Origin of the sequence: Campylobacter ureolyticus, from assembly GCF_027277485.1 — a bacterium.
GTDB lineage: Bacteria > Campylobacterota > Campylobacteria > Campylobacterales > Campylobacteraceae > Campylobacter_B > Campylobacter_B ureolyticus_B.
Genome location: NZ_JAPXGQ010000005.1, coordinates 67,437 through 88,989, shown reverse-complemented (window position 1 = coordinate 88,989; position 21,553 = coordinate 67,437). Strand labels below are relative to the sequence as shown.

The 21,553-nt window shown below is 26.7% G+C and carries 24 protein-coding genes; 19 read left to right on the top strand and 5 right to left on the bottom strand.

The window, feature by feature from the left end; genetic code table 11:
* The first annotated feature begins 3 nt into the window (after nt 1–3).
* From O6B72_RS03915 to O6B72_RS03900, 4 genes are read left to right on the top strand one after another with little or no spacing between them, the layout of a single operon-like run.
* Entirely contained in the window at nt 4–1,209 is a 1,206-nt protein-coding gene (locus O6B72_RS03915; RefSeq protein WP_269492273.1) for a M48 family metallopeptidase, read from the top strand.
* The gene (gene prmC, locus O6B72_RS03910) at nt 1,196–2,014 is read left to right on the top strand and encodes a peptide chain release factor N(5)-glutamine methyltransferase (RefSeq protein ID WP_101637548.1); all 819 of its coding nucleotides are present in this window, start codon (nt 1,196–1,198) and stop codon (nt 2,012–2,014) included. The genes O6B72_RS03915 and prmC overlap by 14 nt, the downstream gene beginning before the upstream one ends.
* Entirely contained in the window at nt 2,004–2,648 is a 645-nt protein-coding gene (locus O6B72_RS03905) for a uracil-DNA glycosylase (RefSeq protein WP_101637549.1), read from the top strand. Before prmC ends, O6B72_RS03905 begins: the two co-directional genes overlap by 11 nt.
* Nucleotides 2,645–3,886: a type 1 periplasmic-binding domain-containing protein gene (locus O6B72_RS03900; protein ID WP_101637550.1), complete on the top strand. Its 1,242-nt coding sequence runs from the start codon at nt 2,645–2,647 to the stop codon at nt 3,884–3,886. Before O6B72_RS03905 ends, O6B72_RS03900 begins: the two co-directional genes overlap by 4 nt.
* Before the next feature lie 16 nt (nt 3,887–3,902).
* Here the strand turns inward: O6B72_RS03900 and O6B72_RS03895 are convergent, their stop codons facing one another.
* Complete coding sequence (locus O6B72_RS03895; protein WP_258298600.1) at nt 3,903–4,301, bottom strand: YbgC/FadM family acyl-CoA thioesterase; 399 nt, start codon at nt 4,299–4,301, stop codon at nt 3,903–3,905.
* Nucleotides 4,302–4,802 carry a DUF4149 domain-containing protein gene (locus O6B72_RS03890; RefSeq protein WP_269492272.1) on the bottom strand — a complete coding sequence of 167 codons (501 nt, stop codon included), beginning with the start codon at nt 4,800–4,802 and terminating at the stop codon, nt 4,302–4,304.
* Nucleotides 4,803–4,948: 146 nt separating this feature from the next.
* Here O6B72_RS03890 and rpmH point away from each other — a divergent pair, with 146 nt between their 5' ends.
* Genes rpmH through gmhA form a run of 10 tightly spaced genes read left to right on the top strand, consistent with a single transcriptional unit; the run spans nt 4,949 to nt 12,951 of the window.
* Nucleotides 4,949–5,083: a 50S ribosomal protein L34 gene (rpmH, locus tag O6B72_RS03885; RefSeq protein WP_018712642.1), complete on the top strand. Its 135-nt coding sequence runs from the start codon at nt 4,949–4,951 to the stop codon at nt 5,081–5,083.
* Entirely contained in the window at nt 5,080–5,406 is a 327-nt protein-coding gene (rnpA, locus tag O6B72_RS03880) for a ribonuclease P protein component (RefSeq protein WP_024962477.1), read from the top strand. The genes rpmH and rnpA overlap by 4 nt, the downstream gene beginning before the upstream one ends.
* The gene (gene yidD, locus O6B72_RS03875) at nt 5,403–5,735 is read left to right on the top strand and encodes a membrane protein insertion efficiency factor YidD (protein WP_024962478.1); all 333 of its coding nucleotides are present in this window, start codon (nt 5,403–5,405) and stop codon (nt 5,733–5,735) included. The genes rnpA and yidD overlap by 4 nt, the downstream gene beginning before the upstream one ends.
* Nucleotides 5,736–5,739: 4 nt before the next feature.
* Entirely contained in the window at nt 5,740–7,314 is a 1,575-nt protein-coding gene (gene yidC, locus O6B72_RS03870) for a membrane protein insertase YidC (protein WP_269492271.1), read from the top strand.
* Nucleotides 7,314–8,126: a Jag N-terminal domain-containing protein gene (locus O6B72_RS03865; protein ID WP_258298603.1), complete on the top strand. Its 813-nt coding sequence runs from the start codon at nt 7,314–7,316 to the stop codon at nt 8,124–8,126. The genes yidC and O6B72_RS03865 overlap by 1 nt, the downstream gene beginning before the upstream one ends.
* On the top strand, nt 8,119–9,453 hold the full coding sequence (gene mnmE / locus O6B72_RS03860; protein ID WP_269492270.1) for a tRNA uridine-5-carboxymethylaminomethyl(34) synthesis GTPase MnmE: 1,335 nt from the start codon (nt 8,119–8,121) through the stop codon (nt 9,451–9,453). Before O6B72_RS03865 ends, mnmE begins: the two co-directional genes overlap by 8 nt.
* A gap of 35 nt (nt 9,454–9,488) precedes the next feature.
* Complete coding sequence (gene gmhB / locus O6B72_RS03855; RefSeq protein WP_269492268.1) at nt 9,489–10,022, top strand: D-glycero-beta-D-manno-heptose 1,7-bisphosphate 7-phosphatase; 534 nt, start codon at nt 9,489–9,491, stop codon at nt 10,020–10,022.
* Nucleotides 10,012–10,992, top strand: a complete 981-nt coding sequence (rfaD, locus tag O6B72_RS03850) for an ADP-glyceromanno-heptose 6-epimerase (RefSeq protein ID WP_050335240.1) — start codon at nt 10,012–10,014, stop codon at nt 10,990–10,992. The genes gmhB and rfaD overlap by 11 nt, the downstream gene beginning before the upstream one ends.
* Nucleotides 10,982–12,379, top strand: coding sequence for a D-glycero-beta-D-manno-heptose-7-phosphate kinase (gene rfaE1 / locus O6B72_RS03845; protein WP_269492267.1), 1,398 nt, complete (start codon nt 10,982–10,984; stop codon nt 12,377–12,379). Before rfaD ends, rfaE1 begins: the two co-directional genes overlap by 11 nt.
* Nucleotides 12,380–12,381: 2 nt before the next feature.
* A complete protein-coding gene (gmhA, locus tag O6B72_RS03840; protein WP_180753828.1) occupies nt 12,382–12,951 on the top strand; it encodes a D-sedoheptulose 7-phosphate isomerase in 570 nt (189 codons plus the stop codon).
* Here gmhA and waaF read toward each other — a convergent pair.
* On the bottom strand, nt 12,938–13,876 hold the full coding sequence (gene waaF / locus O6B72_RS03835; protein WP_269492266.1) for a lipopolysaccharide heptosyltransferase II: 939 nt from the start codon (nt 13,874–13,876) through the stop codon (nt 12,938–12,940). The two genes, gmhA and waaF, sit on opposite strands and share 14 nt — an antisense overlap.
* Nucleotides 13,860–14,891 carry a glycosyltransferase family 4 protein gene (locus O6B72_RS03830; protein WP_269483470.1) on the bottom strand — a complete coding sequence of 344 codons (1,032 nt, stop codon included), beginning with the start codon at nt 14,889–14,891 and terminating at the stop codon, nt 13,860–13,862. The genes waaF and O6B72_RS03830 overlap by 17 nt, the downstream gene beginning before the upstream one ends.
* 78 nt (nt 14,892–14,969) lie before the next feature.
* Between O6B72_RS03830 and O6B72_RS03825 the strand changes: the two genes are divergently transcribed.
* From O6B72_RS03825 to O6B72_RS03805, 5 genes are read left to right on the top strand one after another with little or no spacing between them, the layout of a single operon-like run.
* Complete coding sequence (locus O6B72_RS03825; protein ID WP_269492265.1) at nt 14,970–16,265, top strand: O-antigen ligase family protein; 1,296 nt, start codon at nt 14,970–14,972, stop codon at nt 16,263–16,265.
* A gap of 35 nt (nt 16,266–16,300) precedes the next feature.
* Nucleotides 16,301–17,239, top strand: coding sequence for a glycosyltransferase family 9 protein (locus O6B72_RS03820; protein ID WP_269492264.1), 939 nt, complete (start codon nt 16,301–16,303; stop codon nt 17,237–17,239).
* Nucleotides 17,236–18,279, top strand: a complete 1,044-nt coding sequence (locus O6B72_RS03815; RefSeq protein WP_101637564.1) for a glycosyltransferase family 4 protein — start codon at nt 17,236–17,238, stop codon at nt 18,277–18,279. The genes O6B72_RS03820 and O6B72_RS03815 overlap by 4 nt, the downstream gene beginning before the upstream one ends.
* Nucleotides 18,266–19,342, top strand: a complete 1,077-nt coding sequence (locus O6B72_RS03810; RefSeq protein WP_156846737.1) for a glycosyltransferase family 9 protein — start codon at nt 18,266–18,268, stop codon at nt 19,340–19,342. The genes O6B72_RS03815 and O6B72_RS03810 overlap by 14 nt, the downstream gene beginning before the upstream one ends.
* Nucleotides 19,270–20,451 (top strand): glycosyltransferase family 4 protein, encoded by a 1,182-nt coding sequence (locus O6B72_RS03805; protein ID WP_269492263.1) that lies wholly within the window; start codon nt 19,270–19,272, stop codon nt 20,449–20,451. The genes O6B72_RS03810 and O6B72_RS03805 overlap by 73 nt, the downstream gene beginning before the upstream one ends.
* On the opposite strand, the gene O6B72_RS03800 is transcribed toward O6B72_RS03805, so the two are convergent.
* A complete protein-coding gene (locus tag O6B72_RS03800; protein ID WP_269492262.1) occupies nt 20,420–21,466 on the bottom strand; it encodes a glycosyltransferase family 9 protein in 1,047 nt (348 codons plus the stop codon). The two genes, O6B72_RS03805 and O6B72_RS03800, sit on opposite strands and share 32 nt — an antisense overlap.
* Nucleotides 21,467–21,553 lie beyond the last annotated feature (87 nt).

Genomic DNA, 21,553 nt, shown 5'->3' with positions numbered 1-21,553 from the left:
TATATGCTTTGTATACTAATAACATTATTTTTGGCCTATAGTTTGTTTAAAATTTTTTTAGAAATTTGCGAACTTAAATTTGTAAAAGAAGAGATAAAAAAAGAAGCTGTTATTTTAGATGAGAAAAAATACAAAGAAGCTGGAAATATTACTATTTTTAATAAAAAATTTGCTATTTTTACTTTGATATATGAATTTTTTATAACCATTTGTTGGCTTAGTTTTGGATTAAGACTTTTGTATCAAAATGTAGTTTTAAACAATACTATTTTTGAAAATTTAGTTTTTGTGATAAGCTTTTTTTTAATTGGTGGAATTTTAAGTTTACCTATTGATATTTATTCTAAATTTGTAAAAGATAAAAAATTTGGCTTTTCAAATTTAAGCATTAAAACTTTTTTATTGGATTTATTAAAGTCTTTTTTACTAAGCATTATATTTGGCTCAATAGTTGTTTATTTGCTTTTAATTTGCATAAATTTTTTAGGAAATTTGTGGTGGTTTTGGGCTGCAATTTTATCATTTGTAATTATTTTAATTATAAATTTTTTATATCCTACTTTAATTGCTCCACTTTTTAATAAAATGGAAATTTTAAAAGATGATGTTTTAAAAGATAGTATTGAATCACTTCTTAGAAAATGTGGATTTAAAAGTAGCGGTGTTTTTACAATCGATGCTAGCAAAAGAGATAATCGCCTAAATGCTTATTTTGGTGGTTTTGGAAGCGCTAAAAGGGTAGTTTTGTTTGATACGCTTATAAAAAAACTTACAAAAGATGAAATTTTAGCTGTTTTAGGTCATGAACTAGGGCATTTTAAAAACAAAGATATTTTAAGAATTTTAGTTTTTTCAGCTATTTTATTTTTTGTTATTTTTGGTCTTTTGGGAAATTTGCCAGAAACTATTTTTAACGCTGTTGGAATTGAAAAAAGTGGTGGAAGTATTATAGTGATGATAGCCATTTTATCAAATTTGCTTTCATTTATTATAACTCCACTTCAATCTTTTTTAAGCAGAAAAAGAGAGTTTGCGGCTGATAAATTTGGTGCTAAAATACAAAATAAAAATGACATGATAAATGCCCTAAAAAAGCTTGGAAGTGAGAATAAAGCTTTTCCAAAATCACACAAGCTTTATTCAAATTTTTACCATTCTCATCCAACTTTGTATGAGCGAATTTGTGAGTTAAATGATGAAAATATTTGAAGCTCTTAAAAAGGGTGAAGAACTTACAACGCCTTTTGTTGCAAGAGAACTTTTAAAATTTCATTTAAATTTAAGTATGACTGAAATTTTACTTAAAATAAATGAAAATTTAGATCATCCTCATAGATATTTTTTATTATTAAAAAGATATGAAGATGGCGAGCCGTTAGAGTATATAACGAGTAAAGTAAGCTTTTTAGATAGTGAGTTTTTTATAAAAAAGGGTGTTTTAATCCCTAGGTTTGAAACTGAAATTTTAGTCAAAAAAGTCTATGAGGTTGCAAAAAATTTTACAAATCCTAAAATTTGCGAAATTGGTTTTGGAAGTGGAATAATTTCTTTGAGTCTAAAAAAAATGCTTCCAAATTCAAATATAACAGCTACTGATATTTCAAAAACAGCCTTTGAAGTCGCAAGTATAAATGCTAAAAAGCTAAATTTAGATGTAAGCTTTATAAACACATCTTATCTTAATGGAATAGATGATAGTTTTGATATCATAGTATCAAATCCACCATATATAAAAAACAACTATAAACTTGATAAATGGGTTTTAAATGAGCCAAAAGAAGCACTTTTTGGTGGTGCTAAAGGATATGAAATTTTAGAACACATTATTAATTTAAGTAAAGATAAAACAAGAATTCTAGCTTGTGAAATAGGCTATGATCAAAAAAGACCTTTGAGTAAAATCTTAAAAGAAAATGGTTTTGAAGCCAAATTTTATAAAGATTTAGCAGGTTTTGATAGAGTGTTTTTAGCCTCAAACTCAAATCTTTTTAAAGATGGTTTTGATGAATTATGATTTAATGTATATTTTAAAATGTTATAAGGCTTTTGGATATAAATTTATAGATGAAAGTGTTTTAAATTTGATTAAAAAAAGCAAATTTAAAGACTTTGATGAACTGCAGCAAAACCTTAATATTTGCGAGTTGTGCAATCTTTCAAAACAAAGAATTAATACTGTTTTTTCAAAAAATAAACATGCTAAAATTATGATAATTTTAAAAAATCCAAGTGATATTCAAAATAAAACTGGAGATTTATTATCTTCAAAACTAGTTTTAGAGTTTAAAAACAAACTCATTAATACCTTAAATTTAAACGAAGATGATTTATATTTTACTTTTATGGTAAAATGTCACTCAAATAAAGATATTAAACCTTATGATGAGAGTTTTCAAAGGTGCAAGCCATATCTTTTTGATGAGATTGAAAAACTAAATCCAAAGCTTATTTTGGCAATGGGCGATGAGTGTTTAAGTGCTATTTTTGAAGATTTTGAAATGTCTAGTTTAGAAACACTTCACGGTTATGTTTTAAAATATAAAAAAAACTTTGTTTTGCCTATGTTTGATCTTGATTTTGTAAGGTTAAATCCAGCGAAAAAAAAGTTTTTTTTAAATGATATAAAAAAAATTAAAGAGTTGTTATGAAAAAAAATTTACTAATATTATTGTTAATTTTCTCAAGTTGTTTTGCAAAAATTCAAAAACCTTCTCCTATTCCACCAGCGAGTCTTTATTATCTAGACTTTGAACCTGGAATTTGCGATAGTCAGTGTTTAAAAAAATTAATTGATGAAAAAAAAGATTTTAGCTTTTTATCAAGATACTCTAAGGAATATTCAAATTCTTACCTTGAAAGCTACTATATGAGTTTGGTCAGCGGTATTGCAAAGCTTGTTGTAACAAAAGATATGGATTTGTCGCAACAACAAATCGCCGTTTTACTTCCTCAAAATATAATAGGTGGATATGCTCATATAGTTTCAAATGCAGTCTTTTCTTATATAATTTCTAAAAATTTAAATGTAAAGGTTAAATTTTATTTAACTGGAAATGAAAATGAAATATCATTAATAACTGCTATTAATAAAATAAAAAACGATGGTATTTCTTTAGTCATTGCTCCACTTACTGCAAAAGGTGCTGAAATAATTGCAAAAAATTCCGATATAAATATGCTTTTTTTCATACCTACACTTCACTATAAAATGGTTAAAGCAAGTAGGGGAAATATCTTTTTTGGAGGTATTGATTACGAAGATCAAGTCTTAAAACTTTTAGAGTATTCTGATTATAAAAATATAGTTGTTTTTGAAGATAATAGCTTTTTGGCAAAATTTTTAGATGAGTATATTTCTTTAAGTGGTGCAAATATAGAAAAAAAAGTTTTAGTTGATGGTGCTCAAACTTCGCTTTTAGGAAGAGTTGATGAAAATTTAAAAGATGTTGATATTTTTTTAAATTTGCCACTTAATACAACGGCTAAGATAATTTATGAGTTGAAAATAAATGATTTGGTGCCAAATGCCTTTTTTACAACGCAGATAAATTATGCTCCAAAACTTTTATCACTTATAGATTTTAAAGATAGACAAAATTTATTTATCGCAAATTCCATTACTCATGTTCCGCAAAATATTGCTTCTATAAGTTCAATTTTGGGAGTTGATATTTATTATAACTGGATTGCTTATTCAACGGCTATTGGGCTTGATTATTTATACAATGCTTTTGCAAATACTGATGATGAGCGGATTTTTAAAGAAAGAATCGTTGGCTCAAGTATAAATTATGACACAAAGATTTATAAAACAACAAATCATAAATTTGAATCTATTAGAGATGAAGAAAAGAATTTAAATAGTGAGTTAAATTTTGAAAATTAGTTATAAGTAGAAAATTCTACTTATAATTTTTAAAAAATTCTATCATTTTACTACTCATTGCAGCTGGTTTTTTATCTACTAAATAGGCTATTTTTATATCGGCTTCAAAAATAAGCTCTTTCTCATCTAAGTTTTTTTCCAAAGAGGCAATTTTATAAATTTTTTGATTTATAACTAAACTTGCCTTTTTTATACCATTTGGTGTTGAAATAACTTCTAGTATATCTCCTAAAAAAGCTGGTTTTATATATGAGGCATTTATATTTTTAACAACAAAATGCCTATTTGGAGTAAATGAGTCTAAATTTGAGTTAAATACCATTTCGCTTCTTGCACGTTCACAGTATTTTATAAAATTTGTATGATATACAATACCGCCAGCATCCGTATCTTCATAATAAACTCTTATCTTCATTTACTTGGCCTCTTTTTTAAGCTCATTTTTAATATTTGGAAATTTAATAAAAAATAAAAATGTTTGAGCTATAAGCATAATTTTCATAGTCCATTCGCTAGCTTTATGCATTTGCGCAAAAGAAGTAGTTTGAGTCATTGATGGTCCGATTTCTTGAGCATTGACTATATAATTTGAAAAGTAAAATATAAAAAGTAGGGCTAAGACTAAATTTATAAAAGCAAGCATAAAAGTTGAAAATTTAATGTTGAAATTTTTATTTTTATTTGCCAGATTAATGCTTTCTGCAATAAATGTCAAAATTGATATGATAAGTAAAATTTTATTAAATCTTAGAAAAATTTCAGTCATTATTTGCCCGCTTTGGAAATGTGTTAAAACGCCTTCACCAATTAAATTTGCTGGATTAAAAATTACAGGAGCAACAAAAACTCCTGCACAAATTTCAAGACCTATTAAAATAGCAATCAAAAAAAGATATATATTTAAAATTTTGTTCATAAATTTCCTTTAAAATTTTATTTATTTTAAACTTCTAAAATTATACTGCAAAATGTTAAACACATAAAAAAGTTATTCTTATCTATTTTTAAGTAATTTTAAGATAAAATCATCGTTTGGTAAATTAAAAAATTAAAAGGAAAAATATGAAAAGAACATATCAACCACATAATGCTCCTAAAAAAAGAACACATGGTTTTAGAGTTAGGATGAAAAGTAAAAACGGCAGAAAAGTTATCAATGCAAGAAGAGCAAAAGGTAGAAAAAGATTGGCTGTTTGATTGAATTTTCTGCCATAAATAAGGCAGATGAGTTTAAAAAAGTTTATGAGATGGCTAAAAAATGGCACACTGAATTTGCAGTTGTTTATTTTTTGGCTTCTGATGATAGAAAATTTACAGCAATTGCTAGTAAAAAAGTAGGAAAAGCAGTTATTAGAAATCGTGCTAAAAGAGTTTTAAGAGCGGCATTTGCTAATATGGGATATGATTTAAAATCAGGATTTTACATTATAATTGCGAAGCCTTCAATAATTAACTTTAGCTTTGATTCTATAAAAAAGAGTTTAAGATGGTCTTTTAGAAAAATGGATGCTTTTAAATGAAGGATTTTTTTATAAAAATCATAAAAATTTATCAACATAACATCTCACCGCTTTTTCCAGCGGCTTGCAGATACTATCCTAGTTGTTCTGAATATGCTTTGATACAATTTAAGCACAACTTTTGTTTAAAAGCATTTTTTTTAACTATTTTAAGAATTCTAAGATGTAATCAACTTTTTAAAGGTGGAATCGACTATCCTATAATTTATAAAGATTTTTCTGCTGTAAAATTTTCTTTTAAAAATAAGAATTTGAAGTTTTTATTTTGGTTTGTTCCTTATAAAAATGGAAAATACTATGTTATAAAATCATATAAAAAGGAAAATTAGCCCCATGATGGATGAAAAATCACTTCAAAAAAGAGCTATCATTGCAACGCTTCTTGCTTTCATTTTTTTTATAGCCTACGATAGTCTTTATTTATCAAAATTTAGAGACACAAATGCAACAATTGCTACAAAACAGGTAAAAACTGCAAACGAAGCACCAAATGTAAAGCTTGATAATCAAAATAAAGCTCCTATTAATACAGTTTCAAAAGAAGATAAAACAATAGTAAATATAAGCTCGGATTATTTTAATGCTAAAATTGACTCTTTAGGAAGAATAAGTTCATTTAAATTAAATGAAAATATTTATAAAGATGAAGAAGGAAATTTTTTAAATTTAATAACACAATATCCAAAACCATTAGAAATTAGGTTTGCAAACCAAGAAATTAATAAGCTAGCTTTTGAAATTCCGTACGAAGCAAGTGTGTCAAACATTAATTTAAATGATGGTAAAAAAAGCGTTGTTCTTACTCAAAATTTAGGCGAAGTTATAGTTAAAAAAACTATAACTTTTTCAAAAAGGGGTAATTATAAGGTAAAAGTAGAAACAAATAAGAATGAAAATTACTTTGTAACTCCAGGACTTAGGCCAGATGTTGCAGCAGATAGACTTACAATTCATGGAGTATTACTTAGAAATTTAGAAGATAATCTAGAAATTGTAAAAGATGGAAAAGTAAAAAATAAAGCTCAAACTTATAATAATATCGATATTGCATCATCTTTTGATAGATACTACGCAACTTTATTTTATAACTTTGAAAAACCTATGAAAGTAGCGCTAAATGAGACAAGTGATGGAATAAATCAAGCTTTTGTAGCAGTTGAAGATAGAGTTTTTGAAGCTGGTGGCTTTATAGGGCCTAAAAATCATGAGCTTTTAAAATCAATAAACCCTGAATTAAGTGATGTTATAGAGTATGGCTGGTTTACTTTTATTGCAAAACCTATGTTTTGGTTACTTAGTAAGTTTTATACTATGGTTGGAAACTGGGGTTGGGCAATAGTTATTTTAACTATTTTAATAAGGCTTATCTTATCACCACTTACTTATAAAGCTATGATTTCTATGAATAAGTTAAAAGATTTAGCTCCAAAAATGAAAGAAATTAGAGAAAAATATAAAAATGATCCGCAAAAAATGCAAGCACAAGTTATGGAGCTATATAGAAAACATGGCGCAAATCCAATGGGTGGATGCTTGCCAATGCTACTTCAAATTCCTGTATTTTTTGCAATTTATAGAGTTTTATTAAATGCAATTGAGCTTCAAGGAGCACCTTGGATACTTTGGATAGATAATTTAGCCATTAAGGATCCATATTTTATACTTCCTATTATAATGGGTGCTGCGATGTATATCCAACAGCGTCTTACTCCTACGAGTTTTACTGATCCAATGCAAGAAAAGATTATGAAATTCTTGCCTGTAATATTTATATTTTTCTTTATGACATTCCCAGCTGGACTTACACTTTATTGGTGTGTTAATAATATATTTGCTTTAATTCAGCAAATTATTATAAATAGAATGTTTAAAAAGAGAAAAGAATTAGAAATGGCGGAGAAAAAATAGTGAAATTTGAAGCATTTACATTAGAAGAGGCTATAACAAAAGCTTCTGTTGAGCTAGGATGTTCTGTAACCGAACTTGATTTTAAAGTTTTACAACATCCAAAAAGTGGGATTTTGGGTTTTTTTAAAAAAAATGCAATCATAGATGCTAAAAAAGTTAGCAATACAAAATCTTTGAAAAAAACAGATATTAGTAGTGAATCAAAAAAAGCTAAAAAAGAGCAAAATATAGATAAAGGTGAAAAATCTCAAAAATCTAAAAAGGATGATAAAAGTCCTCAAAAACCTGAAAAGCAAAAAAATAATTTTGAAAACAAGAAAGAATTTATAAAACCGAATAATGAAAAAGTTGAAATAAACAAGGCTATTATTGAAATAAAAAATGGAATTGAAAACCTTTTTAAAAATGATTTTTTTAACATCAATAGTTTTGAAGTAAATAAATTTGATGATAAAACTATTTATATAAAATTAGATGGTGATGATGCGGCACTTTTAATAGGGAAAGAAGGATATAGATATAAAGCAATAACACATCTTCTTCACAATTGGATTTATCCAAAATACGGATATCATGTAAGGCTTGAGATTTCACGCTTTTTAGAAAATCAAGAAAAAATGATTGCTGCATATTTGGTTGATGTTATTGAAAAGGTAAAAACAACTGGAAAAGCTCAAACTAAACTTTTAGATGGTGTTTTGGTAAGAATTGCTTTAGAGCAGCTTAGAAATGAATTTCCTAATAATTATGTCGGTGTTCGCTCTTCAAGACATGGAAAATTTATAGTTATAAGACCGGCAAAAAATGAATGATACAATTGTAGCTATATCTACTGCAAATGGGGTTGGGGCAGTATCTATTATAAGAGTTAGTGGAAAAGAAGCTTTAGATATCTCATTAAAACTTTTAAAAACAAATAAATTAACTCCAAGATACGCAACTTTGCTAAAAATTTATTCTTTAGACAATGAGCTTATAGATAGAGGTATAATAATTTATTTTAAATCTCCAAAAAGTTTTACTGGAGAGGATATAGTTGAGTTTCAAACTCATGGTGGATTTTTGATTTCAAATTTAATCATTGATGAGCTTTTAAAAGCTGGTGCTAGACTTGCAAAACCAGGAGAATTTAGTAAAAGAGCCTTTTTAAATGATAAAATGGATCTTGCAAAAGCGAGCTCTATCCAAAGCCTAATAACTGCTAGAAGTAAAGACGCTTTAAAAATTTTAACCTATCAAATGCAAGGATCACTTAGCAAATTTGTTGAATCTTTAAGGGGTGAGCTTGTTAAAACTCTTGCCTATACTGAAGTTTGTATAGATTATGCAGAAGAAGATTTACCAACTGATATTTTAGAAAAAATTAATAATTTACTTGGTAAAAATTATAAAAAACTTGATGAGATTGTTACTATTAGCAAACAAAGAAAAGGTCTTATAGAGGGATTTAAAGTTGCTATTATAGGAAAGCCAAACGTTGGAAAAAGTTCTATTTTAAATGCACTTTTATCTTATGACAGAGCTATAATCTCAAATGAGGCTGGCACTACTAGAGATTCCATAGAAGAAAGTCTGATGCTAGGAAGCCATTTAGTTAGGATAATTGATACTGCGGGCATTAGAGAGGGTGTTTCAAGTATAGAAAAAATTGGCATTAAAACTGCAATAAAAAAAGCAAACGAAGCCGATATTGTTCTAGCAGTTTTTGATAATTCAGCTAAATTTGATGAAGAAGATAGGGCAATTTTAGAAATATGCATGGGCCTTGAAAAAAATGATAAAAAAATATTTTATATTTTAAATAAATCAGATTTAATTCAAAAATTTGATAAAAAACTAAATAAGCCTCTTCAGATTTCAGCTAAAGAGGGCATCGGGTTAGTTACTGATGAGTTGAAAAATTATCTTGATACTAAAAACTATGACGGGATTATGCTTACAGCAACTTATCAAATAAATGCTGTAAATTCAGCAAAAGAGGCAATTTCAAGAGCTAAAAATTTATTAAATGAAAATGAGCTTGAGCTTTTTGCCTATGAAATAAACTCGGCAATTAGTGAAATTTCATCTATAACAAGACCATTTGAGCGAACAGAAATTTTAGATGAGATGTTTTCATCATTTTGTTTGGGTAAATAAAGTTTTATTTAGTATAAATTTGTATAATATATTTCATGAAAACTTATGAAAATAAAGCACTCTTTTTGGATAGAGATGGTGTTATAAATGAGGATTTTGGATATGTTTTTAAAATAGAAGATTTCAAATTTATAGATGGAGTTTTCGAGATTTTAAAAGAATTTAAAAAAAGAGATTTTTTAATCATTATTGTCACTAACCAATCAGGCATTCAAAGAGGCTACTACACTACAAAAGATTTTGAAATTTTAACAGACTATATGAAAAATGAGTTTAAAAAAAGAGATATAAATATTGATAAAGTCTATTTTTGTCCTCATTTGAGTGGTTGTGAGTGCAGAAAGCCAAACCCCGGAATGATTTTAGCTGCAAAGGATGAATTTGGTATAGATTTGTCAAAATCATACTTAATAGGCGATAAACTAAGCGATATCGAAGCTGGGAAAAATGCCGGAGTTAAAAATTTGTTTTTACTAAGCAAAGAAGAAAAGAGTTTAAATAGAGACTTTCATTGCATAAAAGAGCTTAAAGAAATGCTTAAATTTATAAGGAAAAAAGATGAAAAATAAAAAAATAGTTATAACTGGCGGGGCTGGTTTTATAGGTTCAAATTTGGCAAATTATTTTGAAAATTTAGGCGCTGATGTTTTAGTTGTGGATATTTTTAGAACAGGTGAAAGATTTGATAATGGCAACTTAAAGAGTTTTGGTCACTATAAAAACTTACTTAAATTTGGTGGCAGGGTTTTAGAGGGTGATATAAATGATAGAAAAACTCTTAAAAGTATCGCTAAATTTAAACCTGATGCAATTTTTCATGAAGCTGCCATATCTGACACTACGGTAAATGATCAAAGCATAATGATAAAAACAAATTTAAATGCCTTTGCCGAGCTTCTTGATATTTGCAAAAAAATTGATGCAAAGATGATTTATGCAAGTTCAGCGGCAACTTATGGAAACGCAAAAAGTCCGCAAAAGATTTGGCATAGTGAAGAACCTAGAAATGTTTACGGTTTTTCAAAACTAATGATGGATAAACTAGCTTTAAAATATCACGAAAAAATTCATTGTATTGGTCTTAGATATTTCAATGTGTATGGTGAAAATGAGTTTTTTAAAGATAAAACTGCCTCTATGGTTTTGCAGTTTGGACTTCAAATTTTAAATGGGCAAAATCCAAGGCTTTTTGAAGATAGTGATAAGATAAAAAGAGATTTTGTCTATGTAAAAGATATTATTGCGATTAATCATTTGGCATTTTTATCTGATAAAAGTGGAGTATATAACGCTGCTACTGGAGTTGCAAGAAGCTTTCAAGAGATTGTAGATATCTTACAAAACGAGCTTAATACAAATTTAAAATGTGAATATATCAAAAATCCATTTATTAAACAATATCAATTCCATACACAAGCTGATATTTCTCTAAGTAGACAAAATCTCTCTTATGAGCCTAAATTTAGCCTTGAAGATGGAATTAAAAGCTATATCCCTGAGATTAAAAAAATATATGAAAGTATAAAAAATGAAGCCTAAAATTTTAGTTATTGGTGATTTGATGATAGATCACTATCTTTGGGGTGAATGTGATAGAATTTCACCTGAAGCACCTGTTGCGGTTGTTGATATTAGGAGCGAAAACAAGCGTCTAGGCGGAGCTGGAAATGTAATGGCCAACTTAAAAGCACTGGGCTTAGATGTTGGCGTGATGAGTGTTGTTGGTGATGATGAGTCTGGCAAAGATATAGTTTTAATGCTTGAGAATATGGGTGTAAAGATTGAGAAAATAGTAAAAGAAAAAGATAGAAAAAGCGCTCATAAAACTCGTATTATGGCAGTTCATCAGCAAGTTATAAGGTTTGATAAGGAAAGCAAAAATGATATTTTGGAAACTTCTAAAGATGAGCTTTTAAACTCTTTTAAAGATATCATCAAAAACTACGACGCTGTTTTGTTGAGTGACTATGCAAAAGGCGTTTTACGATATGATTTTTGCCAGCAAATTATAAAAATAGCAAATGAAAACTCTAAATTTATATTGATAGACCCAAAGGGAAGTGACTATTCCAAATATAAAAATGCAACACTTCTAACACCAAATTTAAAAGAGGCAATGCAAGCTTTAAAGATTAAAATTGATGATGATTTTTCACTAAAATTAGCCCTAAAAAGACTTAAAGATGAGTTAAATTTAAAATATTCCATTATAACTCTTTCTGAAAGAGGTATTGCTCTATACAACAACGATGAAGTAAAAATAATACCGGCAATTGCAAAAGAAGTTTTTGATGTAACTGGTGCTGGAGATACGGTACTTGCGACTTTAGGATATGCTTTGTCAAATAAAATGGACATAATTTCTGCTCTTAGTCTTGCAAACAAGGCAGCTGCTGTCGTGGTTGGAAAAGTAGGAAGTGCAACTGCGAGTTTAGATGAAATAGAAAAATACTCCAAATCATCATCAAGTACAAACTTAGAAGAAAAAATAAAAAACTTAGATGAAATTTGCCAAATTTTAAAAAATAATGATAAAAAAGTAGTTTTTACAAATGGTTGTTTTGATATTTTGCATGCTGGTCACATTAAGTATCTAAATAAGGCAAAAAAACTTGGAGAGATTTTGATAATTGGACTAAATTCTGATAGCTCTGTTAAAAGGCTAAAAGGAAAAACTCGCCCTATAAACTCACAAAACTCAAGAGCCTTACTTTTGAGTGCTTTAGAATTTGTTGATTTTGTGATTATTTTTGATGAAGATACGCCTTTAAATTTGATTGAAAAAATTCGCCCTGATATTTTGGTAAAAGGGGCTGATTATGCAGGTAAAGAAGTTGTTGGAAGCAATATAGCAAAAGAGGTTGTTTTGGTTGATTTTGAAGATGGTTTTAGCACTACAAATATCATAAATAAAATAAAAGGATAAAAATGAAAGAGATGATTTTAAGGGAGATTGACTCACATTTAAAAACAGCAAGTGAGTTTAAAAATAGTTTGATTGATGAGCTAAACAGAGCTTGCGAAATGGTTGTTGAAGCTATAAAAAACGACTCCAAAGTTTTTTTATGTGGCAATGGTGGAAGTGCAGCAGATGCCCAACATATAGCAGCTGAGCTAACAGGGCGATATAAAAGTGAGAGAAATCCCCTTCCTGGTATTGCTTTGACAACTGATACATCGGCTTTAACAGCCATTGGCAATGACTATGGATTTGACTATGTCTTTGCAAGACAGCTTGCAGGACTTGGGCGAAAAGATGATATTTTAATTGCGATTTCTACAAGTGGCAATAGCAAAAATGTCATAAATGCTTTGGAGTATGCAAAAAAAAATGGTATAAAAACTATTGGATTTAGTGGAAAAGGCGGTGGAGAGATGAATGGATGTTGTGATTTAAACTTAGTCGTTCCATCAAATGATACTGCAAGAATTCAAGAGATGCATATTTTTATGGGACATACTATTTGTCAAGCAATTGATGATGCTATGAAAAATTAAAATTTTTATTTATACATTCTATCACCATTCTTGGGGTTAGATTTTTCATGCATTCATGAGTTTTTAAAGGACATTCTCTTTTCATACAAGGCATACAGTCTAAATTTAAATGTAGTATTTTTGCCTTTTGATTTCCATAAGGAGATGTTTCATTAAATTTAGTTGGTCCAAAAAGTGCTATCGTAGGAACTTTATAGCTAGCTGCGATATGCATAGGACCACTGTCATTTGTAATAAATAAAGAAAGCCCAGCTATATTTTGGCACAACTCTTCAATAGATGTCTTTGCGCATAAATTTTTATGATTAATTTTATTCTCTGATAAAATATTAGAAATTTCGTTACATATTTTTTCTTCGTTTTTTCCTCCAAAAATTATAATATCATATTTATCTTTAAGTGCAATCCCAACTTCTGCAAAATACTCTGGATACCATCTTTTAGCACTTCCATAGCTTGCTCCTGGATTTAGTCCAAGTGTTGGTTTTTTAAAAATATTTGGCTTAAAATATAATTTTAATTTATTATTTTTTGCTTTTATTCCTAAAAAATCATTTATAAATTTTTCATATTTTTCAGCTTGATGTGTTGTTTTTATATTTTTATTAAAAATAATTTTTTTATTAGCTTTTAAAAATAAAAAGCCAAATTTTGTTGCAAAATGACTTCTAAAACTTATTGCAATGTCAAATTTTGGTAAATTTACAAAAGTTTTTGCTAAGTTGAAAAGTCTGCATTTAGTTTTTTTACTATCATCAATTATAATTTTTTCTAAGTTTGGATGATTTGTAAAAAGAGAAGTTGAGGCAAAAGAGCCAAAAAAAGTTATTTTTGCATTTGGGAAATTTAAGGTTATATTTTCTATGGCTAAAGTGCTCATTACAGCATCACCTAGCCAAGTTGGAAGCTCAATAAATATTTTCATAAATTACCTTCATGGTTAAGCTTGCATTCTTTTCTATGCTAAAATTTTTAGCTTTTTGTATATTTTCTTTACTCTGTTTTTCAAATATAGATTTATCATCAACAAATTTTTTAATTGTGTCTAAAATTTTAAAATCTGTTGGATGATTCATTACAAATTGATCGTCTAGAATTTCACTTGCACCATTTTGCTTTGTTGTAAAACACACACATCCATAACTTAACGCTTCCAATATAACATTTGAAAACGGTTCATAATGTGTTGGAAAGATAAAAAAATCACTTGCTTCATAAAACCTTGATACGTCTTTTCTAGATCCTAAAAATATTGCATTTATTCTTAATTTTAATGCTATTTTTTTATATTTTTTTATATTTTTATCATTTCCAATAATTATGGCATTATAATTATTTGGAAATTTTGATAAAATTTCTAGAAATTCCCTTACCCCTTTTCTTTTAAAGCCACTTCCAACAAATAAAAACAAAGGCTTTTTTTCATCTAAACTAAATTCTTTACAAATTTGTATTTTTTTATTTGATTTATTAACTATTTCTGGCAAATTTACACCATTATAGATTGTTATAATTTTATTTTTGTCTATGTTATATGTTGAGACAATTTGTTCTTTTATCAAATTTGAATTTGTAATGATTTTTTTTGAATTTTCAAAGCATTTTTTCTCAAGATATGGATAAACGAAATTTAATGGATTAAACCACCAAATTTTTTTTAATTTTCTATATACCTTATGAACTCCGTCTCCAGCTCTGTAAATATCGGCACATTTAACTCTTTCAAGACTAAAATAAAACTCATCTTCTTTTTTTTCTCTGTAAACTTGGTTGTTAAATTTTAAAGCTTTTTTCCATGAGCTAATTTTTTGATTTCCTTTAAATGAACGAATTTCGCTATTTATATCACTATTTTTTAGAGCATTTGCTAATCTTTTTAGATAGTTTTCAGCCCCACCAATTGCATTTGGATTGGCTCGCAAGAATATTATTTTTTTCATGGAGACTATTTTATCATAATTTATAAGTTTTTAAGAATTTAACCATATAATTAAATATTTATAATTAGGAGATTGTTTTTGGATAAGGTAATAAAAGGCGAATATATTCAATATTTAAAATTATTTTTTTTTAGCGTTTATATTTTTGTTTTACCAATAGCTCATACAGCTGCAATTCAAAGCTTTTCTTTGGTTTTATTTTTGCTATTATTGGCTATTGCGGATTTTAAAAAGGTTGATTTTAAAAATCTTTTAAAAATTAAGTGGCTTTTAGTTATATTGTTTGCATTTATTGTTTTAGCTTATTTATCGTTGTTCTATTCGATTGATATAAAAGCAAGTTTAAAAGAGGTAAATAAAGAACTTGTAAGAAATGTTTTTGTTATGATTGTAGTGTTTTTATTTTTTAGTATTTATTCTATAGATAAAATTACGCCTTATATTTATTCTATCATAACAATTTTATTTATTCACACTATTATAAATTTATATACTTGGTATTTAGCTGATTTTAGTTTTAATGTTAGAACTGGTGGATTATTAGATGGCTATATAAATAAAGGTGGTGGTGAAAGATTTGCTATTTGGACTAGCTTTGCAATATCTGCTTCTATAGCAATTTTTTTATATAAAAATAAATTTATAGGAGCTATGTTTTTTCTTTTATCTATTCTTAGTATGTTTTCTACTCATACTAGAGCTGGGTATTTAGCAGCATTATGTATGGTAATTTTGATTGCTTTTGCAACTATAAAATCTCGTCTCATAAAAGTTTTAACTATTTTATTTTTTATAATTTTTATAATTGGAGTATATTTAAACTCGCATAACTTTAGTCATAGATACAACCTTAAGGCATCAAATAACTATATAGCCTTAATGAAAAAAGCACCAAATGAAATGGGTAAAGAGTATAAAAAATTAAATTTGGATTACTCTATTTCATCTCGTATTTCTATGTGGAAAGCCGCTATTATATACAGTTCGAATCATCCTTTTGAGCCAACTGGCTATGGTAGATTTTTGTATGGTAAAAATATTGTAAAATTAAACTCAAAAGAAAATCAACCTTTTTCAGTATATTCACAAGTGCATAATGAATTTCTTGGAATACTATTTTCTTTAGGAATTTTTGGTTTAATGTTATTTTTATCTTTTTGGATTTATTTTTTAAAAAAAAGTTATAGTCTTATAAAAAATAATATTAACAATGCTACTTCAATGTTTGGCTTTACGATGTTTTTCGGCGGCATTGGGTTTATTGTGAATTTGTGTTTCGGAAGTTTTTTTGGAGATACAGAAGCGAAATTTTTTTATATGATGTTTGGAATAATTTTAGCAATTTCAGTTAAAAATTGTATAAAAAATTTTTAGATTGTAAAAAGATTTTATAAAATAAGAATTAGAGTATGTTATTGAAAATTTTGTTAATAAGAAATGATAATATTGGCGATTTAGTATGTACTACACCAGCAATTGAAGCTATAAGAAAGAAGTATCCAGATTCTAAAATTGATATAGTAGTAAATAGTTTAAACTCTTTTGTTGTTAAAAATAATCCTTTTTTAGACAGAATTTATATTTATACCAAAACAAAGCATAAAAATAAATTTTTAGACAAGGTAATAGCTTTTTTAAAAAAAGGAAAGATTTTATACGAAATAAAAAAAGAAAAATATGACATTTGTATCATTTTTAGAAGCTCATATTCAAAATATGCCGGACTTTTTGCAAAAATTTCAAAAGCTAAAAGAGTAATTGGAGTTGATGAAAACAAAGAAGCAAATTTTATAACTGATAAAATTCCTTATACTAACATAAATGAAGCAAAAATTTGTTTTGAAATTTTAAAGCCTTTAGAAATTTATTATGGTGGAGAAAAAACTTTTTTAAATTTTAGTATAAAAAATGAAAAATATAAAGATTTTATTTTTTTTCATGTTTCATCTAGAGTCAAAAAAAATAAAATAAGTAAAGATAAAATTTGTGAAATTTTAAAATTTTTAAAAACAAAATATAATAATATTATAATAACAGCAGAAGATGATAATTTTGCTAGTGATATATCAAAAAAAGTTAGCGTAGAATATTTAAAAACAAATAGCCTAAATGAATTGATTTCCTATCTGCAATTTGCTAAGTTTTTAATTACATTGGATGGTGGCATTGCACATATAGCTCCAGCAATTGGTGTAAATACATTGATAATTTTCGGAAAAACAGATATGAATCGTTGGAAGCCGATATATACAAATGCAAAATGTATAGCTTTGCAAGATGAAACAAAGCTAGCTGAAAATGTAGATAATAAGCTAATTTTCGATATGATTTTAAAGGAATTTTTATGATAAATATTTTAGAGCTTGAAAGCTCTCTTGGTTTTGGTGGGCAAGAACATAGAACCCAAAGAGTTATAAACGGACTTGATAAAAATAAATTTAGAGTATTTTATGGGCTCAATAAAGGTTCAAAAAGTCTTTTAAAAGATATTGATTGTGAGTTTGTTGAGTTTAATTTAAAAAAAGTTTATAATCTTTTTGAAATTATAAAAATATGCAAATTTGTTAAAAAAAATAAAATTGATATCATATCAACTCATTCAGGAAAAGATGGGATAATTGGGGCTATTGTTGGAAAGATATGTAAGATTAAAGTTGTAAGAACTAGGCATTTACAACTTCCCATAACTTCACCTTTCACTTATAATTTAAATACAAAAGTTGTAGGTGTTTGCCAAGCAGTTTGTGATGACTTGATAAAAAGAGGCGTTAAAAAAGAGATAGTTACAAGGATATATACAGGCATTGATACAAATAAATATACGCCTAATTTTAGTATAAATTTAAAAAAAGAGTTTAGTTTAAGTGATGATACTGTTTGCATAGTCATAGTTGCTGTTCTTAGAGCTGCTAAAAATCATAAGCTTTTAATAGAGGCCTTTAATGAGTTAAATATAGAAAATAGTGCTTTATTTATAGTTGGAGATGGGCCACAAAAAGAAAATTTACAAAATTTGACAAAAGATAAAAAAAATATTTTTATGCTTGGCAATAGAAATGATGTAAATGAATTTTTAGGTTCAATGGATATATTAGTTCTTCCATCAAATATGGAAGCAATTGGCGGAGTTATTCTTGAGGCATCAAGTTGCGAAGTTGCCACTATTGCAAGTAATGTTGGTGGACTTGGTGAGTCTGTTTGCGATAAAAAAAGTGGATTACTTTTTGAAAATGGAAATAAAGAAGCGTTGAAAAAAGCTCTTAAAGAGTTGATTTTAAATAAAGACTTAAGAGATAGATTTGCAAAATTTGGAAGAGAATATGTGATTAAAAACTTTAGTATTGAGAAGATGATTAAAGATACGGAAAAATTATATGAGTCTTTATGAAATTTTAGTTAATTTTTTGATAAAAAATAAAAAAACTATAAAAACAGATTTGGTAAAAGATGATTTTAAAACCGTTTGTTTTTTTAGCAATACTGCAATTGGCGACACTCTTTTTAATACCCCTGTTTTTCGTGCTTTTAAAGAAAATTTTCCAAATATTAAAACAATAGCTTTGTTAAATCAAAATAATTCTGATCTTTTTAAAGATGATAAAAACTTAGATGAGATTATAACTTATAATGGCAAGTGGAAATATTTTTTAAAAACAGCTAAAATTTTAAGATCAAAAAAAATAGATATAGTTTTTATACTTCACTCAAATGAGCCACAAGCAACACCATTAGCAGTATTAAGTGGTGCTAAATATATATTTAAACTTCACAATGATAAAAACGAGTTTAATAAATTTCATTCTAATTTGCCAAAAAAACTAGAAGTAAAAGACTATGTTGTAAAATATAGACTTAAATATTTAGAGTTTGTTGGTATAAAAAATCAAAACACTAGAATGCAGCTTTTTTTAGATAAAAAAGACTATGGGAGTGTTGATGAAATTTTAAAAAAAGATGATAAAACAAAATATATTGGCTTTCAAATGGGGGCTAGTACAGTTTCAAGGCAGTGGTTTTTAGAGCGCTGGGTTGAATTGGCTAAATTAATTTTACAAAATGATAGTTATAAAATAATTCTTACAGGAAGCAATAAAGATAAAATTTTAACCAACGCTTTTATGAAAAAAATAAAAGATAAAAATAGGGTTTTAAATTTAGCAGGCATTTTTAATATAAGACAAGCTGCGGCTTTAATTGATAGGCTTGATATTTTAGTAACTCCTGATACTGGACCACTTCACATAGCAGCCGCTTTAAAAACTCCAACTATTGCTTTATTTGCTGTTGCTGATCCTAAAGCATCAAATCCTGATTTTGATAAAGAGATACATAAATTTGTAAAAAAAGATCGAACTTGTAATCCTTGCTTGGGAAAAAGATGCAAATATCAAAAGTGCATGCTTCAAATTTCGGCAAAAGAGATATATGTAGTATTAAAGGATTTGGTATAAAAAAAATTTTATTTATCGATACCGGCATAGAGTATGGTGGAGGAACAAAAAGTCTTTTATATTTAATAGAGGCATTAAAAAAAACTGGTATTTATGATGTATTTGTATATTTTGAAAACAATTATATGGTAAAAGATAAAAAAATACTTGACATCATGAGAGAAAAAGAGATAAAAATTATAAAATTTAATAAGCCAAAATTTGAAATATCAAAATTTAAAAGAGAAATTTTTAGAATATTTTGTAAAAAATTAATTAAGAAAAAAAGATACGAGTATGATTTAAGATTTGCTAAAAGAATGCTTTTGGAAAATAATAAGTTTGATTTCATTCATCTAAACAATCATTTTTCTGCAAACCTTTCATATATAAGTGCGGCTAATGATTTGGGAATAAAAGTTATCCAACATTTAAGAAAAAATTCACCATTGGATAAATTTGATACTAATATATTAAATAAAAATATCTTTAAAGCTATTTCAGTTTCAAAATCTACTTTTGAATTTTATAATAAGTATTTAAAATTTGATAATTGTGTTATTTATAATCCAGTTTTTAAAAAACAAAACTATAAAAAAATAGATAAATTTGAAGAAATTTCTATTATAATGCCAGCAAATTTTTTAAAGCTAAAAGGACATGATTTGGTTTTTGATGCAATGTTAAATTTAAATAGAGATGATTTAAGATTATATATTGCTGGAAGTGGTAGCTTTGAAAAAAAGACAAAAGACAAATTAGATATTTTAATAAAGAATGGTCTTGTTGTAAATTTAGGCTTTGTAGAAAATATGGATGAAATTTATCCAAAATTTGACTATATACTTGGTTTTTCGGAAAATGAAGGGCTTCCAAGAGTTGTAATTGAAGCTTTAAGTTATGGTTTGGGCGTTATATTTTCTAATATAAATGTTATAAATGAAATTTACAATATCTCTTCAAAAAAAGATGATTTTTATATTGTAAATAGAACAGCTAATGATTTACATAACCTTCTTTTAAAAATAGAAAAACCAAAAAATAAAGAAATTGATTTTAATATAATAAATACTTTTAGTTTTGAAAATTTTTCAAAGTCTATTTTAAATTTTTATTCAAACTATAGATAAAGTCGTATATATTTTTTTCATCATCTTGGCTTAACACAAAGTATTTTTTAGCATCAATGTCTCTTACTGTTTTAAAAACTGAGCTTATTGGTTTTAGTTTCGAGTTTATTATTAAAGATTTATAAGTGCCTCTTTGCTCACTTGAAAAACAAGGACCCATTAGGCATATTGTTGGTATTTTCATTGTGTCTGCTATATAGTAGTTTCCAGTATCTGATGATATGTATAAGTTAAGCAAAGATATACAAAAAGGCAGTTCTCTTAACTCTATTTGATTTACAAAATTTATAACTATGTTATTTTTCAACTCTATTTGTTTTAGCAATTCATCTTCATTTTTTATACCAAAAATATAAATTTCACAATTAAATTTAGTTAATATTTCAAATATCTTATTCCAAGTTTGTATTGGAGGTGTTTTCATTTTATTTCCAGCACTAAGACTTATGCCAATTTTAAAAATTTTATCATCTTTTATTTTTTTATTTTTTGGTATAAAATATGGATTTTGTATACATTTTTCATATTTTTCATTTTCTGCATTTACCATTTTTAAATAAGTTGTAGTTGTTAAATTATTTGTTGAATGATTAACTCTTTTGGTTCCAATGGATAAAAATTTAAATTTTGATAAACTTGGTTGTATCGTAACAATATTTTCTGCCATAGTAAATTTCCCTAAAAATAAATTTAAAGAATTTGGTGTTAGTATATAAACATTTGAGTAATTATTTAAAAATAATATAAATGCTAATTTCAATTTTCCAAATTTTTTATTTTTGTAGTCGTCTATTGGAAATTTATTTATTATTCTATTGTCATAATTTGCAAATGCTAAATTTGTTTTATTTAAAACAATATCAAATGGTTTTATTTTTTCAAAAATAATGCTTGAATTTGCATAATCACCTATAACTGCGTTTTGTATAACCAAAGTTTTATTATATTTTTTTCTAAATATACTTATTATTTTTAATATGGGATAAAAAAATATAAAAATGAGCAAATAAAACATATAGCACCTTTTTGACTTTTATATAATTATACTGTATAATTTTTTACCTTTTATAAAATAGGAGAATTTCATTTTATCAACAAATAT

Coding starts and splice junctions, on each gene's coding strand:
- O6B72_RS03915 (WP_269492273.1), top strand. CDS start 4: ATGCTTTGTATACTAATAACATTATTTTTGGCCTATAGTTTGTTTAAA.
- prmC (WP_101637548.1), top strand. CDS start 1,196: ATGAAAATATTTGAAGCTCTTAAAAAGGGTGAAGAACTTACAACGCCT.
- O6B72_RS03905 (WP_101637549.1), top strand. CDS start 2,004: ATGAATTATGATTTAATGTATATTTTAAAATGTTATAAGGCTTTTGGA.
- O6B72_RS03900 (WP_101637550.1), top strand. CDS start 2,645: ATGAAAAAAAATTTACTAATATTATTGTTAATTTTCTCAAGTTGTTTT.
- O6B72_RS03895 (WP_258298600.1), bottom strand. CDS start 4,301: ATGAAGATAAGAGTTTATTATGAAGATACGGATGCTGGCGGTATTGTA.
- O6B72_RS03890 (WP_269492272.1), bottom strand. CDS start 4,802: ATGAACAAAATTTTAAATATATATCTTTTTTTGATTGCTATTTTAATA.
- rpmH (WP_018712642.1), top strand. CDS start 4,949: ATGAAAAGAACATATCAACCACATAATGCTCCTAAAAAAAGAACACAT.
- yidD (WP_024962478.1), top strand. CDS start 5,403: ATGAAGGATTTTTTTATAAAAATCATAAAAATTTATCAACATAACATC.
- yidC (WP_269492271.1), top strand. CDS start 5,740: ATGATGGATGAAAAATCACTTCAAAAAAGAGCTATCATTGCAACGCTT.
- mnmE (WP_269492270.1), top strand. CDS start 8,119: ATGAATGATACAATTGTAGCTATATCTACTGCAAATGGGGTTGGGGCA.
- gmhB (WP_269492268.1), top strand. CDS start 9,489: ATGAAAACTTATGAAAATAAAGCACTCTTTTTGGATAGAGATGGTGTT.
- rfaD (WP_050335240.1), top strand. CDS start 10,012: ATGAAAAATAAAAAAATAGTTATAACTGGCGGGGCTGGTTTTATAGGT.
- rfaE1 (WP_269492267.1), top strand. CDS start 10,982: ATGAAGCCTAAAATTTTAGTTATTGGTGATTTGATGATAGATCACTAT.
- gmhA (WP_180753828.1), top strand. CDS start 12,382: ATGAAAGAGATGATTTTAAGGGAGATTGACTCACATTTAAAAACAGCA.
- waaF (WP_269492266.1), bottom strand. CDS start 13,876: ATGAAAATATTTATTGAGCTTCCAACTTGGCTAGGTGATGCTGTAATG.
- O6B72_RS03830 (WP_269483470.1), bottom strand. CDS start 14,891: ATGAAAAAAATAATATTCTTGCGAGCCAATCCAAATGCAATTGGTGGG.
- O6B72_RS03820 (WP_269492264.1), top strand. CDS start 16,301: ATGTTATTGAAAATTTTGTTAATAAGAAATGATAATATTGGCGATTTA.
- O6B72_RS03815 (WP_101637564.1), top strand. CDS start 17,236: ATGATAAATATTTTAGAGCTTGAAAGCTCTCTTGGTTTTGGTGGGCAA.
- O6B72_RS03810 (WP_156846737.1), top strand. CDS start 18,266: ATGAGTCTTTATGAAATTTTAGTTAATTTTTTGATAAAAAATAAAAAA.
- O6B72_RS03805 (WP_269492263.1), top strand. CDS start 19,270: ATGCAAATATCAAAAGTGCATGCTTCAAATTTCGGCAAAAGAGATATA.
- O6B72_RS03800 (WP_269492262.1), bottom strand. CDS start 21,466: ATGTTTTATTTGCTCATTTTTATATTTTTTTATCCCATATTAAAAATA.